At 66.4% G+C, this 20795-nt stretch carries 20 protein-coding genes; 6 read left to right on the top strand and 14 right to left on the bottom strand.

Annotated elements, in window-relative coordinates:
- Nucleotides 1–70: 70 nt before the first annotated feature.
- The 9 genes from ABC728_RS14225 to ABC728_RS14185 form a co-directional block, all read right to left on the bottom strand.
- Nucleotides 71–2521, bottom strand: a complete 2451-nt coding sequence (locus ABC728_RS14225; protein ID WP_416618999.1) for a TonB-dependent receptor plug domain-containing protein — start codon at nt 2519–2521, stop codon at nt 71–73.
- Between the two features lie 351 nt (nt 2522–2872).
- Nucleotides 2873–3370, bottom strand: coding sequence for a RidA family protein (locus tag ABC728_RS14220; RefSeq protein WP_416618998.1), 498 nt, complete (start codon nt 3368–3370; stop codon nt 2873–2875).
- A gap of 592 nt (nt 3371–3962) precedes the next feature.
- Entirely contained in the window at nt 3963–4658 is a 696-nt protein-coding gene (locus ABC728_RS14215) for a transglutaminase-like cysteine peptidase (RefSeq protein ID WP_416618997.1), read from the bottom strand.
- Between the two features lie 381 nt (nt 4659–5039).
- Nucleotides 5040–5261 (bottom strand): envelope stress response membrane protein PspB, encoded by a 222-nt coding sequence (locus tag ABC728_RS14210; protein WP_416618996.1) that lies wholly within the window; start codon nt 5259–5261, stop codon nt 5040–5042.
- Nucleotides 5262–5294: 33 nt separating this feature from the next.
- Nucleotides 5295–5537, bottom strand: coding sequence for a hypothetical protein (locus tag ABC728_RS14205; protein WP_416618995.1), 243 nt, complete (start codon nt 5535–5537; stop codon nt 5295–5297).
- Nucleotides 5538–5591: 54 nt separating this feature from the next.
- On the bottom strand, nt 5592–6227 hold the full coding sequence (gene pspC / locus ABC728_RS14200; RefSeq protein WP_445376578.1) for an envelope stress response membrane protein PspC: 636 nt from the start codon (nt 6225–6227) through the stop codon (nt 5592–5594).
- Nucleotides 6224–6451 (bottom strand): envelope stress response membrane protein PspB, encoded by a 228-nt coding sequence (pspB, locus tag ABC728_RS14195; RefSeq protein WP_416618993.1) that lies wholly within the window; start codon nt 6449–6451, stop codon nt 6224–6226. Before pspB ends, pspC begins: the two co-directional genes overlap by 4 nt.
- Before the next feature lie 81 nt (nt 6452–6532).
- Nucleotides 6533–7210, bottom strand: a complete 678-nt coding sequence (gene pspA, locus ABC728_RS14190; RefSeq protein WP_416618992.1) for a phage shock protein PspA — start codon at nt 7208–7210, stop codon at nt 6533–6535.
- A 13-nt stretch (nt 7211–7223) separates the two neighbouring features.
- A complete protein-coding gene (locus ABC728_RS14185; protein ID WP_416618991.1) occupies nt 7224–7424 on the bottom strand; it encodes a hypothetical protein in 201 nt (66 codons plus the stop codon).
- 250 nt (nt 7425–7674) lie between these two features.
- On the opposite strand from ABC728_RS14185, the gene pspF reads away from it, so the two are divergent.
- From pspF to ABC728_RS14170, 3 genes are all read left to right on the top strand, one after another.
- Nucleotides 7675–8826, top strand: a complete 1152-nt coding sequence (pspF, locus tag ABC728_RS14180) for a phage shock protein operon transcriptional activator (protein ID WP_416618990.1) — start codon at nt 7675–7677, stop codon at nt 8824–8826.
- A complete protein-coding gene (locus ABC728_RS14175; protein WP_416618989.1) occupies nt 8826–9218 on the top strand; it encodes a DUF1801 domain-containing protein in 393 nt (130 codons plus the stop codon). The genes pspF and ABC728_RS14175 overlap by 1 nt, the downstream gene beginning before the upstream one ends.
- A gap of 120 nt (nt 9219–9338) precedes the next feature.
- A complete protein-coding gene (locus ABC728_RS14170; protein ID WP_416618988.1) occupies nt 9339–10175 on the top strand; it encodes a DUF2306 domain-containing protein in 837 nt (278 codons plus the stop codon).
- A gap of 16 nt (nt 10176–10191) precedes the next feature.
- Here ABC728_RS14170 and addA read toward each other — a convergent pair whose 3' ends face one another.
- A complete protein-coding gene (addA, locus tag ABC728_RS14165) occupies nt 10192–13743 on the bottom strand; it encodes a double-strand break repair helicase AddA (protein WP_416618987.1) in 3552 nt (1183 codons plus the stop codon).
- Between the two features lie 152 nt (nt 13744–13895).
- Between addA and ABC728_RS14160 the strand changes: the two genes are divergently transcribed.
- Nucleotides 13896–14897 (top strand): sensor histidine kinase, encoded by a 1002-nt coding sequence (locus tag ABC728_RS14160; RefSeq protein WP_416618986.1) that lies wholly within the window; start codon nt 13896–13898, stop codon nt 14895–14897.
- A gap of 17 nt (nt 14898–14914) precedes the next feature.
- Here ABC728_RS14160 and ABC728_RS14155 read toward each other — a convergent pair whose 3' ends face one another.
- From ABC728_RS14155 to ABC728_RS14140, 4 genes are all read right to left on the bottom strand, one after another.
- Entirely contained in the window at nt 14915–16171 is a 1257-nt protein-coding gene (locus ABC728_RS14155) for an MFS transporter (RefSeq protein ID WP_416618985.1), read from the bottom strand.
- A gap of 180 nt (nt 16172–16351) precedes the next feature.
- A complete protein-coding gene (locus ABC728_RS14150; RefSeq protein WP_416618984.1) occupies nt 16352–16513 on the bottom strand; it encodes a hypothetical protein in 162 nt (53 codons plus the stop codon).
- A 105-nt stretch (nt 16514–16618) separates the two neighbouring features.
- Complete coding sequence (locus ABC728_RS14145; protein ID WP_416618983.1) at nt 16619–17077, bottom strand: hypothetical protein; 459 nt, start codon at nt 17075–17077, stop codon at nt 16619–16621.
- Between the two features lie 98 nt (nt 17078–17175).
- A complete protein-coding gene (locus tag ABC728_RS14140; RefSeq protein ID WP_416618982.1) occupies nt 17176–17595 on the bottom strand; it encodes a group III truncated hemoglobin in 420 nt (139 codons plus the stop codon).
- Nucleotides 17596–17694: 99 nt separating this feature from the next.
- On the opposite strand from ABC728_RS14140, the gene pip reads away from it, so the two are divergent.
- Together pip and ABC728_RS14130 are read left to right on the top strand one after the other, a co-directional pair.
- Complete coding sequence (pip, locus tag ABC728_RS14135) at nt 17695–18645, top strand: prolyl aminopeptidase (protein WP_416618981.1); 951 nt, start codon at nt 17695–17697, stop codon at nt 18643–18645.
- Between the two features lie 458 nt (nt 18646–19103).
- A complete protein-coding gene (locus tag ABC728_RS14130) occupies nt 19104–20792 on the top strand; it encodes a methyl-accepting chemotaxis protein (RefSeq protein ID WP_416618980.1) in 1689 nt (562 codons plus the stop codon).
- Nucleotides 20793–20795: the final 3 nt, after the last annotated feature.

Raw genomic sequence — 20795 nt, 5'->3', positions numbered from 1 at the left:
GCAAGAAGCATCGGACGCCCGGCATCCGGCCCGCAGCACTGTGCCTGCGGGCCGGACCGGGTCATGAAGCTTAGAAGGTCACGCCAAGACGGACGTAATAGACGCCGCCATTGTAACCCATGGGCGAGGTGTCGGGATAAACCTGACCCACGGCGTAACCGCCGCCGGCCAGCGCGTCCACCTTGTCGGGATAATTGTCGAACAGGTTCTGCACACCGACGGTCAGCGTGAGCTGGTCGTAGAAGGTGTAGCTCATCTCCGCGTCGAACAGCCATTCCGACCCGAAGGTCTTGCCGTAATTGCCGGTATCCGTGAACTTGCCGTAATAGCTGGCGCGGCCCAGAATGGAGAAGGCATCCAGCGAATAGATGGCCGTGAAATTGCCCCGGTAGCGCGGCAATTGCCGTTCCAGATCGGCCATGCGGTCATCACCGATGACCGTGGGGTCGCGGTCGGTGACCTTGGTCTTGTTGTAGTTGAGGGCCGCGGTCAGATCGACCTTGCCATCACCAACGGGCACCGTGCTGCTGGCCACCAGATCGATGCCCTGCGTCCTTGTGTCGAAGGCGTTGGTAAAGTAGTTGACGGCGCCCAGCGTGTTGGCACCCGGCACGCCCAGGGCGGCCAGGGCCGCGCGGTCGGCGGCGGTCGGGAACTTCTCCTCCGACAGGGCGATGCGGTCCTTCACCTTGATGTTGTAGTAATCGACCGTCAGCAGCACGAAATCCAGGTTGGCCACGAAGCCGCCGGCGAAGTTCGTGCTTTCCTCCTCCTTCAGCGGGGTGGCGCCGAAATATTGCGCCACGACGCTGCCGGCCGGATAGGTGCCGCGCGCCACGGGGCTGGAACTGCCGGCCGGGAAGTAGGTCTGCACCGAAGAGGTCTGCGACTGGCCCGGCGTGGGCGCGCGGAAGCCGGTATTCACCGACCCGCGGATGGCCAGTTCCTCGGTCAGTTCCAGGCGGCTGGAGATCTTCCAGTTGAAGGTGGAACCGAAATAATCGAAATCCTCGTACCGGGCGGCGGCCCCGATGGAGAAGCTGTCCGTCACGTCGGCTTCGGTATCGATGTAGAAGGCGATGTTGTCGCGCTTGAACTCGCCGCTATCCTCCGGCCGGAAACCCGGATAGCCGTTGGAACCGATGGGCATGCCCATCAGCGCGCCCGTGGCCGGGTCGGTATAGGAGGCGTAGGGCCCGACCGTGTAGGAGGCCGTCTCGCCCGGCGAAATCTCGTAAAGCTCCCGCCGGTATTCCGTGCCCACGGCCACGTTCAGCGGGCTGGCCCAGCCCACCTCAACGGGATAGGACAGGTCGATATTGACGTTCTGCTCCTCCTGGACCAGGCGGCCGACATAGAATTCCGTCGGGCTGTCCGGCCCCATGGAGGGGTTGACGGTGTTCTTCAGGTGGTAGTCGATCTGGCTGCGCCCGAAGGAACCGCTGACATTGTAGATCAGGCCGCTGTCCAGCTCATGCTTGAAGCCGCCGACGATGGAGGCGTCCTTCACATCGCCGAAGAAGCGGGGTGTGAAGCCCTCCGGGAACCATTCGACGAAGGAGAAGCCGTTGGGGTCGCCGGGAACCGGCAGGATCGGGCCGTTCACGGCATGGGTGGGGTCGGGCGGACGGTAGTAGAAGCTGCCATTGGCGCTGCTGTCGCCGTAATTGCCGAACAGGTAGATGCTCTGCGTGTCCGTCAGATCGATGCCGGCATTCACGAAGATGCGCGTCGCCTCGGCATCGGGGTCGCCCCAGTTCATGGCCAGCCGGCTCATGCCGGCAGGCGCGCGCGGGTCCTGCACGCCGCGGTCGGTCGGGTCGCTCTGGCTGTATTCGGCGGACAGGTTGAAGAAGCCGCTTGGCCCCAGGGGCAGGCCGACATTGGCGGCCGCCTTCACATTGTCGCCATCGCCCTCATAGGTGGAGCCGTACTGGATCTGGGCGCTGCCCCCTTCCGACGCATCCTTGAGCTGGAAATTCATCACGCCGGCAATGGCATCCGACCCGTACTGGGCGGCGGCACCGTCGCGCAGCACTTCCACCTGCTTGATGGCGATGGCGGGGATCTGCGACAGGTCGGGCGCCTGCGCGCCGGCCGCCAGCGCACCGCCGGAAAGCTGGACCAGGGCCGAGCGGTGGCGGCGCTTGCCGTTCACCAGCACCAGCGTCTGGTCGGGCGGCAGGCCGCGCAGGGTCGGCGGACGGACGAAGGTGGAACCGTCGGAAATGCCGTTGCGGCTGACATTGAAGGACGGCACCAGGGTGCGCAGAATGTCGTTGGTATCGGTGAAGGCCTGCTTTTCCAGATCGCCCGCCCCCAGCACATCGATGGGTGCCAGGCTTTCCGTGGCGGTGCGGTTGGCAACGCGCGTGCCGGTGACGATGATTTCTTCCAGTTCCAATGACTGGGCCACGGCCGGCAATGCGGTCAGCGGCAGCAGGCTGGTCGTGCATAGGATGCCGAGTGCGGCCTTGCGCACGATGGCGCGGCTGGCCGGCTTGGTGTTGTTCACCTGCATTTGAGAGGTCCCCTGTTCAACTCGGTTGTTTGGTCCTCCTTCTCGGTTGCGTCTCGTCCCGAAGCGGCCCCGGTTCGCCCGGGGCTCCATGAGGGTCGGGGCGGGTCCGCGCCGGTTTTCCGGTCATCGTGCCCGTGTGCCTTCCCGCTGGTCCGCCGTCCGTCCCCTACCCAAGGGCCGGAAGCGGTTGATCCCGGCACCGCACCGATCCGATGATGACGGTATCGGATGGGTGCCGGCTTTCGTTGCGCCGCGATCCGCGCTTCAGGGGGTTGTGCCTGAAGCGCCGCAGCCTGAACCGATAAGGGCCGGCCGGTGGCTTTCCCATGCCCCCGGACCGGCCCTTTCCGATCACTTCCCGGCCTTGGCGGCCACCACCTCGATCTCCACCAGCATTCCCGGCACGACAAGGCCGGCGATCTGCACCGTGGAGCGGGCGGGCTTGTTCGGCTGCTCCGCCGTTCCGAAGAACTGCGTATAGCCGGCCATCATGCCGGCGAAATCCATCATCCCGTCCTTGGCCGGGTCCCCCACCAGATAGACATGCATCAGCACCACGTCGCCCATGGTCAGCCCCTGGGCCTTCAGCGTCTCCTGAATGCGGGTCAGCACATTGACGGTCTGGGTCTGTGTGTCGCCATACACCTCGATACTGCCCTGGGGCGCATCCTTGTTGACGACGGGCGGCACCGTGCCGCTGAGGAAGACAAGGTCGGACCCTGCCGGCACCAGGACCGAGGATGCGATGGGAAAATTCGGCACATCCGTGCGCTTGATCTCCCCCACCTCTTCCTTGCAGGCCGTCAACGCCGCGCAGAGCATGAGAAGGCTACCCAACCGCTTCAACATTCTTCCTCCTTTGTTGGACACCCCGGTGGTGCGGCCCCTAGCCGCGGGCCGGAGCGGATGCGGGACGTACCAGCCACACCCGACGGCCGGCATCCCAGGAAACACCGGATAAAAGCTCCGGCTGCGGCTGGGTGCGGGCCATCGCGGCAGTCTCGATCTCTGCCTTCCTGCCACCCGCACCGGTTACATGCGGTGGCGCCGTGACCACCTTGACGACATTTCTGACAGCAACCCTCACGGCATGCTTTGCCATATCATCCTTCATATCCGACAAGCCGGCCGGGGCTGGAAAGGGGCCCGACCCGACTGATATGAAACGGAATTACAGCAACAAGCGTGCCACCTTGCCGCATGTGCGAAATCAAGGAAGGGGGAGGATGGCAGGCGAGGCCGAGATGCTCAATTCAAGGGCAGGCTGCCGAAGGTTTTATACATTTGCTCAATAAACAATCAGAAAAGCCTTCCTAATTAATCGGAGGCGAAGGTTTTTTTACTGGAATTTGCAAATAAGCTCAAAAGCGTTGGAAAAGGACGGCAGCCTCTCGACTTTGGTCGGGGTGTATCGAACAAATAGGATGCGGGTTACGTAACGTCAACCCGCTGTTTGCAGATCGGTCGAGGGTTGCCGGGCGGCCCAGCGCCAATATTGTTCCCCCGGCACTTCCTGTGCCACGAAATGATAGCCCTGGGCGACAAGCTGGTCGGCCCGCATGGGCCGGCGATGCCGGTCATCCAGGTACATTTCCGCTTTCGGGTCGGCTTTCGGGTCCGCTTTCGGGCCGGCCTTTCCCATGCGAACGGCCAGGATCAGGTGATGACCGCCATCGCCGGGCAATTTCACAATGGTGGCGCGCAAGGCGGCCCGCGGAAAGCCGCGGCGCACCAGCCGGGCGATGGTGGTCATCACCACATCGTCGCAATCGCCTTCCATGCCCGTGCCGACACTGCCCAGTATCTGCCATACATCCTCGGCTTCCGTGCGGTAGATCAGGTCGCCGACCACCTGGCGATGAACCAGCGCCGCCATGCCCAGCGTTGTGCGACCACCGCCGCCGATCCGGTCCGGTCCTGCCAGCCTGTCGGTCTGCCCGCCCAGGCTGATATGGCAGCCGGGATCGCGCGCGCCATAGGTCTGGCAATAGGTACGGTACTGGGGCAGGGGGTCCATCCGGCCTTCCCAAGCCACCGCCAGCGCGGGCGCATTGGCGAAGAAAACCAGTCCCATCAGCAGGCCCAGCGCCATGAGCGGCGGCAGCCGGCGGCGCCAGCCGATTGCCGGTACCGGCAAGGACAAGGCTGCCACACGCCAGTGTGATATCGTGCTCAGTACAATAGTTAAAAATATTGTAACCATAACAAAGCGGGCAATGCGCCTGCTTTTCACATCAAACTGGCGTTTGACATGGTGACGGCAAGTTGTTTGTGCGATGCAATATTCCTGCATCGGACTTGAAAACTGAACGGTTGCGGCCATGTTGTCGGCCCTATTGGCGTTTCCTCTTCCTGTCAATCTAGGACCGGGATCGATATTTGCCACCCGCAAAATTGCCATCGTGACAAAGAATGTGCCCGACGGGCATCCCGTGGACGTGAAAAGGGCTTTTCAAGACGCCTGCCGGCGGCCTGAAAGGCCCTTTTGCCTTGGTGCTATGATTGGGGGGAGGACCGGTCAGGCCCGGGAGCGCCAGCCCGGCGCCTCGGCGTCCAGGATCTTCTCAAGCTGCAGAACCCGGTCTTCCAGGCGGGATGCACGGTCCGACAGTTCGGCTGCGGCCCCCTCGGACAGGCCGCCAACGCGCATGGCGCGCATCTGGGTCAGGTACTTCATGACAATGGCCACGATGGGGATCATCAGGGCCACGACCGGCACGATAAAGGGTGAATTGAACATGGGCGCGTGCCTCTGCGGGGCTGGAGGATGGCCTCAGGGGGACGGGCGTTCCAGGTCGCGGAACTGCCGGTTCAGGTGGAATTCCGGACTGGTGACATAGCGCTCGATGCCGGCCACCCGGCGATCGATATCATCCAGCATCCGGAAGCGGCGGCGCAGGTCCACATCGGCCTGCGCTGTCTCGATATCGATCTCATGCCAGCGCCGGACACCACGGGCGATGATGGCTACGATGGGGATCAGCAGCGCCAGGACGGGGATCATGAAAGGGGTCATCGCATTTCACCCGACGAAGAGGGAGGAAGGGGGTGCTGGCCGGGACCCCCGCCGCTACTTGCGTTCCAGGTCGCGGAATTGCCGGTGCAGGTCATATTCGCGCGATGCCACGAAGCCTTCCAGCTTGCCGATCTCACGATCCAGGTCGCGGAACTTGGTCCGCAGGCTGGACAAGGTCTGATCGGGTTTGGTGGCGACGGAATGCCAGAACACCTCTTCCTCCCGGCTTTCATAAAGGCCGGCCGGCCGTTCCTTCAGCAGCCACCACAGGATCAGGTAGCCGAACAGCACGACGGGCGTAAAGAAGAAGAAGCCGATGATGAAGCCGACCCGGACGATCCAGGCATCGACATTGGCATATTCGGCGATGCCGCCGCATACGCCGGCGATCTTCGAATTGGTACGGCTGCGCCAGAGCCTGTAGGGGGTGGCGGTGTTGCCCATGTTGTCCTCCCCTTCCCGCATCGTTCCCATTTCGCCGGCCCAGCCCTCATGGCTGGCACGCCGGCCGTCGGGCCCCATGCGGAAGCTGCCGGGACCCAGGCCGAAATAGTCGGCCCAGCTCTGGTCCGGACGTTTGCCGAAATACTCCTGCTGCCAGTCGGATCCCCCCCGGCCCCGGCGCGACCGGATCTGGTCACGGCCGGGAAAGGGGGGCGGCACCCCCGGGTCACGACGCTTGCAGGTCATGCCTTCGTCCTCCAGCCCGGGGCCTCGGCATCCAGGATCTTCTCCAGTTGCCGGATGCGGTCTTCCATCTTGTTGGCGCTGTGCCACAGGTCAGCCAGCATCTGCTCATCGTCCGACGACAGGGTCTTGGCGATGCGCCAGCGGGTGACATAGTGGAAGATGATCCAGACGGGCGCCACGATCACCATGAAGATGATGGCGACGACAAACACTCCATCAGGCATAGTTGCCCCCTTCTCCCAAGGCCCAGCCCTCCTTCAAGGGGGACCCCCTGCATTCCCACGCGGGGGACCCCCGGTCAAGGGTTACCCCTGCTGCTGATCCTTGGCCGCGAGCTTGGCCTTGAGCGCCGCCAGTTCCGATTCCACCTTGGACTCGGCTTCCAGTTCGGCGATCTCCTCGTCCAGGCTCTTCGACCGGCCCATGCCCAGCACTTCGGACTTGCCTTCCAGGACATCCAGGTTGCGCTCGACCTGCTCGAAGCGGGAGAACGCATCCGTGATCCGGTCGTCATAGAGCTGGGTGCGGACCTTCAGGCGGTTGGTGGCGGTTTTATGCCGCGCAATCAAGGCCTTTTCGCGGGTCTTGGCATCGGCCAGCTTCTGTTGCAGCGCACCGATATCCTCGTTGGTCTTGGCCAGCGCGCTGTCCAGGCGGCCCAGTTCGGTCGCCATCTGCTCGGCGGCTTCGGCCAGCTTGGCCTTGGCCACCAGCGCACCCTTGGCCAGATCCTCGCGGTCCTTGGAAAGGGCGAACTCGGCCTTGCGCTGCCAATCCTCCGACTCGCGGCGGATCTCGGTCAGGCGGCGTTCGATCTCCTTCTTCTCCGCCACCGTCTTCACGGCGGAGGACCGCACCTCGACAAGGGTGTCCTCCATTTCCTGGATGATCAGGCGGACCAGCTTTTCCGGGTCCTCAGCACGATCCAGGATGGCGTTGATGTTCGAATTGACGATGTCGCCGAGGCGGGAAAAAATGCCCATGTCGGGGTCTCCTTCAGGCAAGGGCAATGAAAAGGTTGCTCAAACCGGTCGCGACCGCAAGGATGATCCAGGCCTCCACCGGCACCGCCCGGAAATCCTCGTAGAGATCCCGGAACATGCCACCCGTGTGACGGGCGAAGAACCCGTCGGCGGGCTTGGTGTAGCTGGTTGCCGGCTGATCGGCCATACCGTTGTCAAAGGTGAAGTCGGTCATCGCAGGCTTCCTTGTGGTCTTTGGTGTTCCCCGGTGTCGTGGAAGTAAAAGCAAGGGGTGTGCCAACTGCTGTAGGGGTCAGTAAAATCATTTAATTTCAATGAGTTGTTGATTTTCTGTCCTTATGGCGACAAGCACCTTTCTGGTAAATGGGCTATCGATTGGTGATTTTCACCACTCCCTCGCCAATTCCCCCACTTTGCCTTATGATCGCGTCCCGGATCGTGATTTACACCGGCCGAGAGAGTTTATGTCCCCCCCCAGCAATCCCCCGTCGCTCATCGGTCAGGCGCCCGCCTTCCTGGGTCTGATGGAACATGTGTCGCAGGCGGCCCCCCTGAACCGGCCCACCCTGGTGATCGGGGAACGCGGCACCGGCAAGGAACTGGTGGCTGCCCGCCTGCACTACCTGTCCACGCGCTGGGACAAGCCCTTTGTGAAGCTGAACTGTGCCGCCCTGTCCGACACGCTGCTGGAAACGGAACTGTTCGGGCACGAGGCCGGTTCCTTCACGGGGGCGGCCAAGCGGCATGTCGGCCGGTTCGAGCTGGCCGATGGCGGCACGCTGTTCCTGGACGAGATCGCGACGGCCACGCTGCGGGTGCAGGAGAAGATCCTGCGCGTCATCGAATATGGGGAATTCGAGCGCGTGGGCGGCAACACGACGATCCAGATCGATGTGCGCGTGGTGGGGGCGACCAATGCCGACCTGCCCCGCCTGGCCGACCAGGGCAAGTTCCGCGCCGACCTGTTGGACCGCCTGTCCTTCGATGTGGTCACCATTCCGCCCATGCGCGCCCGGCCGGAGGATATCCCCATCCTGGCCGAACATTTCGGTGTGTCCATGGCGCGTGAACTGGGCCGCCCCTTCTTCGCGGGCTTCAGCAGCGACGCGATGCAGCAGATGCTGGCCTATGACTGGCCCGGCAATGTGCGCGAGTTGAAGAATGTCGTGGAGCGTGCGGTCTATCGTGCCGCCGACCCGGAATCGGCCATCACCGACATCCATTTCGATCCGTTCCAGTCCCCCTGGCGGCCCAAGCAGATGGCCATCTACGAGGATGCGCCCGCGCCGCCGGCACCTGCGGGGGCCCCGGCCGCACGGGTCCCACCACCGGCCCCGCCGCCCGGTGCCGGGCCTGTTGCCCCGCCCTCCGCGGCCGCCGCGCCCGCGCTGCCGGCGGGCCCCTGCGATTTCCAGGGGCTGGTTGCCGATTTCGAGAAGGCCCTGCTGCGCAGCGCCATGGAACGCAACCAGTTCCATCAGAAGCGCGCCGCCGCCGACCTGGGCCTGAACTACCATCAGTTCCGCGGCTATCTGCGCAAGTACAATCTGCTGGAAAAGCGCAACGGGTCCCGCGGGCCGGAAGAGGCGGAAGAGGATGAGGGGGAGGAAGCCTGATGCCACCTAAGGCCTATGATCATGTCGATGCCTATCTGGCGGACCTGCCGGCGGGGGCGCTGACCATTACGCAGGGGTTGCGTGCCCTGATCCGGGCGTGCCACCCCGGCCTGACGGAAACCATCAAGTGGAACGCCCCCAGCTTTTCCCTGGATGGCATGCACATGATGACCCTGGGGCTGGAGCGCAATGGCGCCGTCCGGCTCGTCCTGCACCGCGGGGCGAAGGCGAAGGATCTGACGGGCTTCCATTTTGATGACCCGGCCGGCCTGGCCCGATGGCCCGCCATCGACCGTGGGGTGGTGGTGATCCGGGAGGTGGCCCACCTGGAAGCGCATTCGGCAGCCCTTGGCGATCTTGTCACCCGCTGGATCGCTGTAGCCCGCGGATGAAGGGCACAGCACTGGCATGCCGGCGCCTTCCCCTGGATGACGAGGCACGCCGCGCACCGCTTGTGTGAATTGAAAGATCCGTGTTAAACGATCGTTCATCAAGGGGGCGAGGGGTGGGGGATGATGTCGTCGATCGCGGGTGATCCGCTGAGGCGGGGTGCCGGCACCTTGCTGCTCGGCCTGTCCGGCCGGCTGCTGGTGGCGGTTGCCTGGACCAGTGCCGCGCTGTTCGGGGCCTATGTGCTGGCCTTCTATGTGGCGGCCATCGGGGATGGCGACATGCAGCGCTGGAACCAGACCCTGCCGGGTCTGTACGCACCGGAAACGCCGCTGGCCCTGATCGGGATGGGGGCCCATTTCCTGACGGGGGCCCTGCTGCTGCTGGCCGGTCCCGTCCAGTTGATGGCCGGCATCCGCCGGCGCTTTCCCGCCTTCCACCGCTGGACGGGCCGCGCCTATGTGCTGGCGGCCTTCGTCACCGGTATCGGCGGTCTGGCATTCATCCTGGTCAGGGGGACGGTCGGCGGATGGCCGATGGATGTCGGCTTCGGCCTTTATGGCGTGCTGGTGACGCTGGCCGCGGTGGAAACCTTCCGCCATGCAAGGACCCGCCGGCTGGACCGGCACCGCGCCTGGGCCATCCGGCTGTTCGCCCTGGTCGTCGGGTCCTGGCTCTACCGCATGGATTACGGGATCTGGCTGATGCTGATGGGCCGGCTGGGGCACAGCAACGATTTCACGGGGCCTTTCGACATCGTGATGGCCTTCTTCTTCTATCTGCCCAACCTGATGGTGGCGGAGGTCTTCATCCGGGCCCGCGGCCTGATGGTGCCGGGCGGGGTCAGGCTGCTGGCCGCTGCCGGGCTGGCCGCGACGGCGGCCCTGCTGACCATCGGCACCTACTATTTCACCAAGTTCTACTGGGGTCCGCCCATCCTGGCGACGCTGGGCCTTTGACCTGGACGCGCGGTGCCTATCCCGGCGCGTGCAGGTCCAGAAGCCCGTCGGGCAGTTCCATGGCGAAAGGCCCGTCGGTCCAGAGCAGCACGCAGCGCACGGCCCGGCCCGGATAGATGCGCGACAGGGCCGCCCGGTAGGCGGCCATCTGCTGCAGGTAGATCGCCGCCACGTCGGCGGCAAGGCGCGGTGGCGGCCGGTTGGTCTTGTAATCCACGATCCAGACGGCGTCGTCGGTTACGCACAGCCGGTCGATTCGGCCCGACAGGGCGCGGTCACCCACCAGCCCGACCAGCGGCACCTCGGCCCGGCTGCCCGGCGCGAACAGCGGGGCGAAGGCCGGGTCGGTCAGCACGCGCAACGCCTCTGTCGCGATTTCCCCCTGCTGGGCGGGCGTCAGGCTGTGGGCCGGCCGTGCCAGCCAGGCCGCCGCCATGTCGGCCCAGCGGGCGGGGTCGGTTTCCGGCAGGACCTGCAACAGCGTGTGGATCAGGTTGCCGCGCTTGAAACGCAGGCCGTCATCCGCCCCCAGCGGGGACCGCAGGGCCGGTTCTGGCGCATCGGGCTGCGACGGGGCCAGCGGCCGGGACGGCGTCGGGTCCCTTGGCGCTGTCGCCAGTGCCCAGGCGGGCAGGTCGATCCCCGCCGTCTCCACCGGTGTGGTGGCCGGGGCGGGCGGCACGGGGGCCGTCTGTGTCTCATGCAGGACCATGCCCGGCCCGGCCCATCCGGCGGGTGACAGGCCCGTGAAATCGAACGGCCGAACCTCGGCCAGCCCCTCCAGCGCGCCTTCGACCAGCCGGTACCAGGACCCCGGCCCGCCCGTCTTGCGCAATTGCTCCCAGCCGCAGACGATCAGCCGGTCTTCGGCCCGTGTCAGGGCGACATAGAGCAGCCGCCGGTATTCCTGGTCACGCCGCCGGTTGGCGATGGCCCGGCGGGCCCCCGCCGTCGCATCCTCCATCCCCCGCCGGGGGGCGTAAAGCGGCAGGGCCGGCCCCGGATCGTGCCCCTGATCGCGGGGGTTCCCCCCTGGCAAGGGGCGTTCGGGCCACAATATCTTGGGGCTCTTGTCCGGCTCGCGCATCGTGTCGGGCAGGAAGACGACGGGGGCCTGCAGGCCCTTGGACCCGTGGACCGTCATGATGCGCACCTGGCCCGGCCCGTCGCCGACGCCGGTATCCAGTTCGCGCTTGACCTCTGCCTGCGATGCCTCCAGCCAATGCAGGAAACCCTGCAGGGACGCGACATGCTCGCGCTCGAACAGCAGGCAGGCCGTCAGGAACTCCTCCAGCGGGTCCTGCGCCTCCGCCCCCAGCCGGGCCAGGATGGCCCGCCGGCCCGATCCGCCCTCATCCGGGTCGGCCGGGCAGGGGCGCGACAGCAGGCCGGCGAACAATTCATAAGGGGCGCGGTAATCGGTGTCGGCCAGCAGGTCGCGCAGATAGGCATGCGCTGCTGCCAGCGCCGCATCCTGTCCCGCCCGCTGCGACAGGGCCGCCCACAGCCGGCCCGGCCGCCCGTGCGCAGCCAGGAAAAGCTGGTCCTCGGTCAATCCGACCAGGGGCGATTTCAGCAGAACGGCCAGGTTCAGGTCGTCTTCCGGCAGCACCAGGAAGCGGGCCAGCGCCATCAGGTCCATGACGGCCATCTGTTCCGTCAGGACCATGCGGTCCACGCCGGCCACGGGCACGTCCCGGTCCTTCAGCGCACGCACCAGATGGCCCACGAACTGGTCGCGGCTGCGCACCAGCACCATGATGTCGCCCGGACGCAGGGGGCGCCCGCGGGAAACCAGCATCTCGCCATCGGCCAGCCAGCGGGCGATCTGGTCGGCCATGGTCCGGGCCAGCCGCGCCACGGGCTTGTCGGCCTGTTCGGGGGTCAGGGGCAGCGACCAGGGGTCGGGGTCGGCCGCGTCGGCGGGGCTGACCAGCGGCCAGACCTCCACCCGCCCTTCCATGCCGCGCCGGAAGGGGATGTGCTGCACCTCCACCCCGTCGGCCGCCACGCCGTCGCGCGCCGTGCCGGCCGCGAACACCCTGTCCACGGCCTTCAGCACGGCACCCACCGACCGGAAGCTGGTGGTCAGGTTCACCGGGTCCCAGATACGCCCGGCCTGGCGGACGCGGGTGCCGAAATGGTCGCGCATGCGGGCGAATTCGGCCGGATCGGCGCGCTGGAAGCTGAAGATCGACTGTTTGTCATCCCCCACCACGAACAGGGTACGCACCCGGTCGTCGCGGGCGCCCAGGCCGGCGAAGAATTCCTCCACGATGGCCGAGACGACGGCCCATTGCTCCGGGTTGGTGTCCTGCGCCTCGTCGATCAGCACGTGGTCCAGGCCGCCATCCAGCTTGAACAGCACCCAGGCACAGGCATCCGCCGCCGCCCCGCCCTGAAGAAGCCGGGAGGCCGACAGGATCAGATCGTCGAAATCCAGCAGGCCGCGCGCATCCTTCAGCCGCTGGTAACGGTCCAGCAACGCCTCGCCCAGGCACAGCAGGGCCGCCGTGTGCGATGCCACGGCGACGCGGCGGCGCTCCTCCGCCACCGCCACCAGCCGGGCGGCCTCGCGCAGCAGGATCTCCAGCGCCATCGGATCGGCTTCCGACGGCTTCTTGGTCATCAGGCTCTTGCGGGGTTCCCCCTCCGCCGTCAGGTAGAGCGGCTGGTAGTCAACCCAACCCCTCGCCCGTTGGGACGCCTCGCCATCCAGCCAGCGCTGGATGCCCAGCCCCCGTTCGACATCGGTCTTGGTGCCCGTGGCCAGTGCCGCACAGGCCCGGCGCAGGCCCGGCTCGTCCATGGCCCCGGCGGCGCAGGCCCGCGCCAGCACGGTCATATCCGTTTCCCCCGCCGGCACGTCCAGTCCGGCCCGCAGCGCCGCGATGGCGGCCGCCAGTCCGCCCCCCTCGTCCAGGATGCGCTTCAGCCGCCCGCGCTCGGCCGTCAGGACGGCGAGCAGGTCGTTGAATTCATCCTCCGATACCGAACCGGTCAGCAACGACACCGCCCCGGCCAGCGCCCCCTCGGGATCGAAACGGCCGGCCAGCAGCACCTCCTGCTTGGCCTCGGCCAGCAACTCCTCTGCCGTGCGGTCGTCCATGACCTCGAAATTGGGCGCCAGGCCCGCCTCCAGCGGAAAGCGGCGCAGCAGCGACTGGCAGAAGGCGTGGATGGTCTGGATCTTCATGCCCCCGGCCGTGTCCAGCACGCGGGCGAACAGGCGGCGGGCCGCCACCACCTCCGCCCGCGTCGGCTGCCGGTTGGTCAGTTCCACCAGATTGGCATGCAGCCGGTCCTCGTCCGCCACGGCCCAGACGGACAGGCGGTCGGCGATGCGGTTGGCCATTTCGGCCGCCGCCGCCTTGGTGAAGGTCAGGCACAGGATGCGGGACGGGTCGGTGCCGGCCAGCATCAGCCGCAGCACCCGGTCGGTCAGCACCTTGGTCTTGCCCGTGCCGGCCGACGCCCCCACCCAGACGGAATTTTCCGGGTCGGAGGCCCGCCGTTGCAGGGCATTGGGGTCGGGCGGGCGGATATCGGCGGGGGGCGGCTGGTTCATGGCGGCAGATTACCCGGCCGGCCGGGCCGCGGTCCAGCGGCCTGGCCGGCGCACTATCCCAGGATCGCGGGCAACGACGGGGCTTTCATCCACAAAGCATTGTGCCTTATGCTTGATCCGGACGGATCGGGCCCCTGACGCGGGGAGGCACCATGGACACGTTACGCTGGCTGGCTTCGGCGCCCAACCGCGCGGCGTTCCGCGTTGCGCTCGTCTTCGTCGTGCTGTCCACCGCATGGATCGTGTTTTCCGACCGCGTGGCGGAAGCCATGTTCGGGGACACGACGGGGCTGACCGCGTTCCAGACGGGCAAGGGGCTGTTCTATGTCGCCGTGACGGGCATGATCCTGTTCCTGCTGGTCCGCCGGCTGGTGCGTGATCTGGCCGACCGCAGTGCCGAGGTGCTGCGCGCCCGCGAGGCGGCGGCCGACGCGCTGCGGCAAAGCGGGTTGGAAAGCCGGGCCCTGGAACGCGCCAAGAGCCAGTTCCTCTCGTCCGTCAGCCATGAGCTGCGCACGCCGCTGAATGCCGTCATCGGCTTTGCCGACATGATGCGCGACCCGTCGCTGCCCATGCCGCCGGACAAGGTGCGCGACTATGCGGCGGAGATCGCACAGGCCGGTTACAATCTGCTGGACCTGGTGGAAGGCATCGTCGCCTGCGCGGAGGCCGAAGCGGGGCAGTCACTGGCGCCCGAACCCCTGAACCTGCGGGAGGAGGTAGCGCGCGTGGCCGGCCAGGCGCGGGTTCGGGCGCAGCAGCATTGCACGTCGGTGGAGAACCAGGTGCCGGCGGACCTGCTGGTGCGCGCCGATCCGCTGGCCCTGCAGCAGATCCTGTTCGCGCTGCTGGACAATGCCGTCAGCCACACACCCGACCGCAGCCATGTGCGCATCGAAGGCGCGCGCAACGATCAGGGTTCCGTCCTGCTGACCGTCGCGGATGACGGACCGGGACTGCCGGCCGAAGTGCTGGCCGGCATCGGAAAGCCCTTCCTGCGCGGGGGGGACCCGCTGACGGCCAGTGTCGGCGGGCTCGGCCTGGGGATCTATCTGGCCGCGTTGCTGGCGGCCCGGCATGGTGGGCGGCTGTGGGCGCAAAGGGATATGGCGGGTCCGGGCACCCGCATCCATGTGGCCCTGCCGGCGGCCTGACGGCCCCGGCCATGACATCAATCGTCGTACCGGCGGCTTTTCCGCAGGTACAGCCCCACCCCCACGCCGACCGCGCTGAACAGCAGCACGTAATAGGCCGGGGCCAGCACACTGGCCTGCAGCATCATGGTGACGGCGATGGGCGTCATGCCGCCGAACACGGCATAGGCCAGATTGTAGGAGGCGGAAAGCCCGCTGAAGCGCACGGAGGCCGGAAAGGCACGCACCATGGCGTGCGGCACGGCCCCGATCACCCCGACCGACAGGCCGACCAGCGCCGAGAGGGGATAAAGCCAGGACGGCTCGGTCCGCAGCACCAGGAACATGACCAGGGCCATGATGCCCAGCAGCGGGCTGAATAGGGTGAAGAAGCGGGCGGACCCCAGCCGGTCCACCGTCCAGCCCGCCAGGATGCAGCCGAAGGACAGGAACAGCGTCGCCAGGCTGTTGGCCTGCAGGGCCGTCGCCGCGTCGAACCCGTAGAATTTCTGCAGAATGGACGGCGTCATCAGGATCAGCACGATGATGCCGGCCGACAACAGGCCCGTGAGGGCCATCGAAATGGCCACCCCCTGGCCATGCTCGCGGATCACGACGCGCAACGGCAGTTCGTCGGACAGGGCCTTGCGCTGCTGCAACGCCTTGAAGACGGGTGTCTCCTCCAGCCAGCGGCGCAGATAGACGGCCACCAGCCCGAAGACCCCGCCCAGCAGGAAGGGCAGGCGCCAGGCCCGCTCCAGAATCTCCGCCTCCGTGAAAAGCAGGTTCAGGCCTGTGGCGGCCAGGGAGCCCAGCAGGATGCCCACGGTCAGGCCGCAGGTCACGAAGCCGCAGGCCAGGCCCACCCGGTCGGGCGGCACATGCTCGGACACGAAGACCCAGGCCCCCGGCACCTCCCCGCCGATGGCGGCCCCCTGGCACAGGCGCAGGAACAGCAGCGCCACGGGTGCCATCAGCCCGATATCGGCATAGGTGGGCAGCAGGCCCATGCCCAGCGTCGATATGGCCATCATCAGGATGGACAGGGTGAACATGCGCTTGCGGCCCAGCCGGTCGCCGAAATGCGCCATGATGATGCCGCCCAGCGGCCGGGCCAGATACCCGGCCGCGAACACCCCGAAGGTCTGGATCTGCTTCATCCAGTCCGGCAGTTCGGGCGGGAAGAAAAGCTGGCCGATGACCGTCGCGAAATAGACGAAGATGATGAAGTCGTAGAATTCCAGGGCACCCCCCAGGGCCGCCAGGCCCAAGGTGCGCGTGTCCTGGCGGGACATCCTCCGGGTCGTGCCCATGTGCCGCTTCTTCCCCTTGATCCCGCCTCCCGCTTCCGGGCAGGCCATTCCCATCCATGGGGGCACGGATACCTCTTTGATATCAGGCCGGCAAGGGTGAAGCCCTGAGGGGACATGCCAGCCGGCCCGCCCCCTCCACAGACACCGGTCATGGGGCTGGTGTCACACCTCCCGTCCTGTGTTGCCGGTGCTGGCAAATACGGAATGCAGGAACCAGAAGATGAAGGTTGCCAGCAGCATGAAGCCGCCCCACTGGCGGCTGGCGGTCATCAGGCCGCCGGCGGCGGCCAGGGCGACGGCGTAAAAGATCAGGGATTTCTTCATGGGTCGGACTTTCCAACGGGGCACGCCGAAAGCGGCGGCCGGTGCGCATCACGCACGGCCGGCCACCCGCGTGCCGGAGATCTTTTCAGGGGAGGTGAAAACGGATCAGAGGGAAAGCCGCCGGGGCGGGCCCGTCGTCATGCGCGTGTCATGGCCCGCGCGGGCCGGTGCGCGCACCGGCACCTCGGCCCGGGCCAGGATGACGGGCCGTATGCAGGGCGCCGGAAACGCCTGTTCCGCGGCGGCCAGCGCCCGGGGCGGTGCATCACCGTCGCCACCACCATCCGTGCCGGCCGATTGCCGGTCCGGTGCGGGTGCCGTGACCAGCGCCGGCATGTCGGGCAGCGGAGAGGGGCGGAGGCTGGGCCCGCCGGCCGACAGCCCCTCACGCAGCCGCTCCGCATCCGTGCCCGACCCGCCAAGGCCGGCCAGCCCCCCGGCCATGGCCAGCATGACCAGCAGCAGGGCGGCCTTGACCCGGTCCGACCAAAGCCCCAGCCGCCCGCGCGGGCGGGGCGGCGGCTTTTCGTGCGGGGCGGGCGGCGGGCAGGTCATGGGTGCCAAGATGATACCGGATGCGCCGGGGCGCAAGGGGCGGTGGAAGCGCAACGGGATGGCCTGTACCCGCTCCCGGTGAGTATACACCCAACCGGGAAACGGTATCAGCCGGCCGCCCGCGCCATGGCGATGCCCTGCTGCAGGGCCTGGGCCATGCGCTCTGCCTTGTCGCGCAGAAAGGCGGCGGCCGGGGGGATGAACAGCCTGTCCGCGGTTTGCGTGAACAGGTCCAGCCAGCGTTCGAAATGGGCGGGTGCCAATCCGGGGATGCCGGCATGGACCTGCATCGGCCGGCCGCCATAGCGGCCGGTGCCCATGGTCACCGATGACCAGAAATCATGCACGCGGCGCAGATGGGCGGCCCAATGGGCGTCATCCTCCCCCACCATGGCTTGGAAGACGGGCCCCAGCAGCGGGTCCAGCCGCGCGGCAGCATAGAATTCGACGATCAGCGCGGCCAGGCTGCCATCGTCGATGCGGGGATAGGGCGGTCGGGGGTCGGTATCCATGATGGCGGACATCATACGCCCCGATCCGGTTCCGCAGCTTTGCCACCCCGGACGGTTTGCGTTGCGCCGGCCGCTTGCCTACAATCGGTCGCAATAAACAAATTGGAAGCATCCATGCCCCGCGGCGACCTGTTCTCCCCCCTTGATCCCTATCAGACCGGCCGGCTGAAGGTCGATGACGTCCATACCCTGTATTGGGAGCAGTGCGGAAACCCGAACGGGCTTCCCGTCCTGTTCCTGCATGGCGGGCCGGGGGCCGGGGCCTCGCCCACCCATCGCCGTTTCTTCGATCCCGCCTTCTACCGGATCATCATCCTGGACCAGCGCGGGGCGGGCCGGTCCACGCCGCTGGGCGACCTGCGCAACAATGATATTCCGCATCTTGTCGCGGACCTGGAATTGCTGCGGGCGCTTCTGGGGATCGACCGCTGGATGGTGTTCGGCGGTTCCTGGGGCTCCACCTTGTCCATCGCCTATGCCCAGGCGCATCCGGACCGGGTGGTCGGGCTGATCCTGCGCGGCATCTTCCTGATGCGCCGGTCGGAGATCGACTGGTTCCTTTACGGGATGAAGCAGATATTTCCTGAGGCGTGGCACCATTTCAACAGCTACATCCCCGAAGAGGAACGCGGCGACCTGCTTGAAGCCTACTGGAAGCGGCTGACCCATCCCGACCGGTCCGTCCACATGCCGGCCGCACGGGTCTGGAGCATGTATGAGGGGGCCTGTTCGACCCTGATGCCCAGCCCGGAGCTTATTTCCGCCTCCGGGGAGGACAACCACGCGCTGGGGCTGGCCCGGATCGAGGCGCATTTCTTCCGCAATAACGGCCTGGACCCGGAAGACAGGCTGCTGCGCGACGTGCGCAACATCCGCCATGTGCCGGCGGTCATCATTCAGGGCCGGTACGATATCGTCTGTCCCATCCGCACGGCCGATGAACTGCATCGCGCCTGGCCGGAAGCCGATTACATCATCGTGCCGGACGCCGGTCACAGCGCGATGGAACCCGGCGTGCGCACGGCGCTGGTCCAGGCGACGGAGCGTTTCAAGACGCTGCGCTGATCCGGGGCCTCCTTTCGCAAAATCGCCACCGCATCCCTGACCGCCGTCTGCGGGGCCGTGGGGTTCTGCGCGCCTGCGCCGCATCGGCCTGACCGGTGAAAGATCTGTCATCCTCACTGGTGTTATGCCTTTCGGGGTAGGGTGTGCCCTACCCTGAAAGTTACAGTTGGCCCGACACTTCGACGGGTTGAAGCCCTTCATCATCGGTATAATTCTAAATTAGACAAAAGAAATGATACCGACGAGGCAAATCGGCAGGTGAAGACAGGAGAAAGTTGAATTGATTTAGGTCAGCGAACCCTGATCTGTGGTGATTATCTAAATTTTTATCTTTCTTCGTCAAGAAAGATCCGCCCGAAATCGCGCTAATACTCGTCCATGAATGATATTCATTCTGGAAACGGGGAAACTTGCCTTTTCGCCCAAGCCGGCCCCTGTGTGGCAGGAAGGAGACGAGTATGATTGAGAAGCTGCGGAACCTGTCGATCGTCCGCAAATTGCTGATTGCCTTCGGCGCGCTTGTCCTGACGTCGCTGGTCGTCGGCACCATCAACCGCACCCAGTTGCTCTTCATCGAGAACGGAAATGCAGAGACCGTCCACACCTATGAGGTGATGCGCACGGTCCGGCTGCTGGCCACGGCAAAGGTCGATCAGGAAACGGGCCTGCGTGGCTTTCTGCTGACGGGCGACAAGGCCTTCCTGGACCCCTATTACGAGGGCCAGCGGGCGTTCGAGCAGGGGTACAACCAGGCCATGGAACTGGTGGCCGACAACCCGGCCCAGCGGGAACGGCTGCGCGCGGTGAAGCAGGCATCGGATGCCTGGAACCGGGACATGGCCGAACCGCAGATCACGGGTTTCCAGGATCCGGCCCGGCGTGACGACATCCTGGCCGATGTGGCGGCCGGAACCGGCAAGGACCGGATGGATCAGATCCGCGCCGACGTGCAGGCCATCCAGGATATCGAGCGCGACCTGCTGGAAAGCCGGCGCGAAGGGCTGGAGAACGCCTTCGCCATGGCCAATACTGCCACAATGGCCGGTGCCGTGGCTTCCCTGCTGATCGCCGTGGCTGCGGGGCTGGCCCTGGCCGGGGCCATTGCCCGTCCCATCAAGGCCATGACGGACCAGATGGGCCTGCTGGCTGGTGGCGACAAGTCGATCCGGATCGCCGGGCTGCATCGCAAGGACGAGATCGGGGGCATGGCCCGCGCGCTGGAAGTGTTCCGGCAGAACGCCGTCCGGGCTGATGAACTGGCCGGCGAGCAGGCCCGCGAGCAGGAGGCCAAGACCCGCCGCGCCGCCGCCATCGAAGGACTGATCGCCCGGTTCGACAGCGACGTTTCCTCCGTCCTGGGCAGTGTGGCCAGCGCCACGGGGCAGCTTGACGCTACGGCGCAGGGCATGACGGCGATTGCCGAGCAGACCCGGACCCAGGCGACGGCGTCGGCCAGTGCTGCCGATCAGACGGCTGCCAATGTCCAGACCGTGGCCTCCGCGGCGGAAGAGATGGCCAGTTCCATCCAGGAAATCTCCCGCCAGGTGGTGCATTCGACCCGGATCGCCGATCAGGCCACCGAGCAGGCCGGCCGCACCAACGAGACGGTGCAGACCCTGGCCGAGGCCGCGCACCGGATCGGCACGGTGGTGCAGTTGATCAGCGAGATCGCCAGCCAGACCAACCTGCTGGCCTTGAACGCGACCATCGAGGCGGCACGCGCCGGCGAAGCCGGCAAGGGCTTCGCCGTCGTGGCCAGCGAGGTGAAGTCCCTGGCCAACCAGACGGCCAAGGCGACGGAGGAAATCGGCCAGCAGATCCAGGGCATGCAGAGCGTCACCGATCAGGCGGTCGGGGCCATCCAATCCATCACGGGCACCATCGGCCAGATCAACGAGGCGATGGCGAACATCTCCGCCGCGGTGGAACAGCAGAACGCCACGACGCTGGAAATCAGCCGCAATGTGCAGCAGGCGGCGGTCGGGACGCGGGAAGTGTCCAGCAACATCGCCCATGTCACGCAGGCGGCGGGAGAGACGGGGGCTTCGGCCACCCAGGTCCTGGGTGCGGCCCGCGACCTCGGCGAACAGGCCGATGTGCTGAAAAGCCAGGTGGAACAGTTCCTGACCGGTATCCGCGCGGCCTGATGG

The organism is Niveispirillum fermenti (genome assembly GCF_052474395.1).
Note: the sequence above shows the minus strand (reverse complement) of the source record. Positions and strands in the feature narration are given on the sequence as shown.

What these genes read in the sequence shown, in the direction of transcription:
- ABC728_RS14225 (WP_416618999.1), bottom strand. Translation starts at nt 2,521, where the DNA reads ATGCAGGTGAACAACACCAAGCCGGCCAGCCGCGCCATCGTGCGCAAG.
- ABC728_RS14220 (WP_416618998.1), bottom strand. Translation starts at nt 3,370, where the DNA reads ATGTTGAAGCGGTTGGGTAGCCTTCTCATGCTCTGCGCGGCGTTGACG.
- ABC728_RS14210 (WP_416618996.1), bottom strand. Translation starts at nt 5,261, where the DNA reads ATGTTCAATTCACCCTTTATCGTGCCGGTCGTGGCCCTGATGATCCCC.
- ABC728_RS14205 (WP_416618995.1), bottom strand. Translation starts at nt 5,537, where the DNA reads ATGACCCCTTTCATGATCCCCGTCCTGGCGCTGCTGATCCCCATCGTA.
- pspC (WP_445376578.1), bottom strand. Translation starts at nt 6,227, where the DNA reads ATGACCTGCAAGCGTCGTGACCCGGGGGTGCCGCCCCCCTTTCCCGGC.
- pspB (WP_416618993.1), bottom strand. Translation starts at nt 6,451, where the DNA reads ATGCCTGATGGAGTGTTTGTCGTCGCCATCATCTTCATGGTGATCGTG.
- pspA (WP_416618992.1), bottom strand. Translation starts at nt 7,210, where the DNA reads ATGGGCATTTTTTCCCGCCTCGGCGACATCGTCAATTCGAACATCAAC.
- ABC728_RS14185 (WP_416618991.1), bottom strand. Translation starts at nt 7,424, where the DNA reads ATGACCGACTTCACCTTTGACAACGGTATGGCCGATCAGCCGGCAACC.
- pspF (WP_416618990.1), top strand. Translation starts at nt 7,675, where the DNA reads ATGTCCCCCCCCAGCAATCCCCCGTCGCTCATCGGTCAGGCGCCCGCC.
- ABC728_RS14175 (WP_416618989.1), top strand. Translation starts at nt 8,826, where the DNA reads ATGCCACCTAAGGCCTATGATCATGTCGATGCCTATCTGGCGGACCTG.
- ABC728_RS14170 (WP_416618988.1), top strand. Translation starts at nt 9,339, where the DNA reads ATGATGTCGTCGATCGCGGGTGATCCGCTGAGGCGGGGTGCCGGCACC.
- addA (WP_416618987.1), bottom strand. Translation starts at nt 13,743, where the DNA reads ATGAACCAGCCGCCCCCCGCCGATATCCGCCCGCCCGACCCCAATGCC.
- ABC728_RS14160 (WP_416618986.1), top strand. Translation starts at nt 13,896, where the DNA reads ATGGACACGTTACGCTGGCTGGCTTCGGCGCCCAACCGCGCGGCGTTC.
- ABC728_RS14155 (WP_416618985.1), bottom strand. Translation starts at nt 16,171, where the DNA reads ATGTCCCGCCAGGACACGCGCACCTTGGGCCTGGCGGCCCTGGGGGGT.
- ABC728_RS14150 (WP_416618984.1), bottom strand. Translation starts at nt 16,513, where the DNA reads ATGAAGAAATCCCTGATCTTTTACGCCGTCGCCCTGGCCGCCGCCGGC.
- ABC728_RS14140 (WP_416618982.1), bottom strand. Translation starts at nt 17,595, where the DNA reads ATGATGTCCGCCATCATGGATACCGACCCCCGACCGCCCTATCCCCGC.
- pip (WP_416618981.1), top strand. Translation starts at nt 17,695, where the DNA reads ATGCCCCGCGGCGACCTGTTCTCCCCCCTTGATCCCTATCAGACCGGC.
- ABC728_RS14130 (WP_416618980.1), top strand. Translation starts at nt 19,104, where the DNA reads ATGATTGAGAAGCTGCGGAACCTGTCGATCGTCCGCAAATTGCTGATT.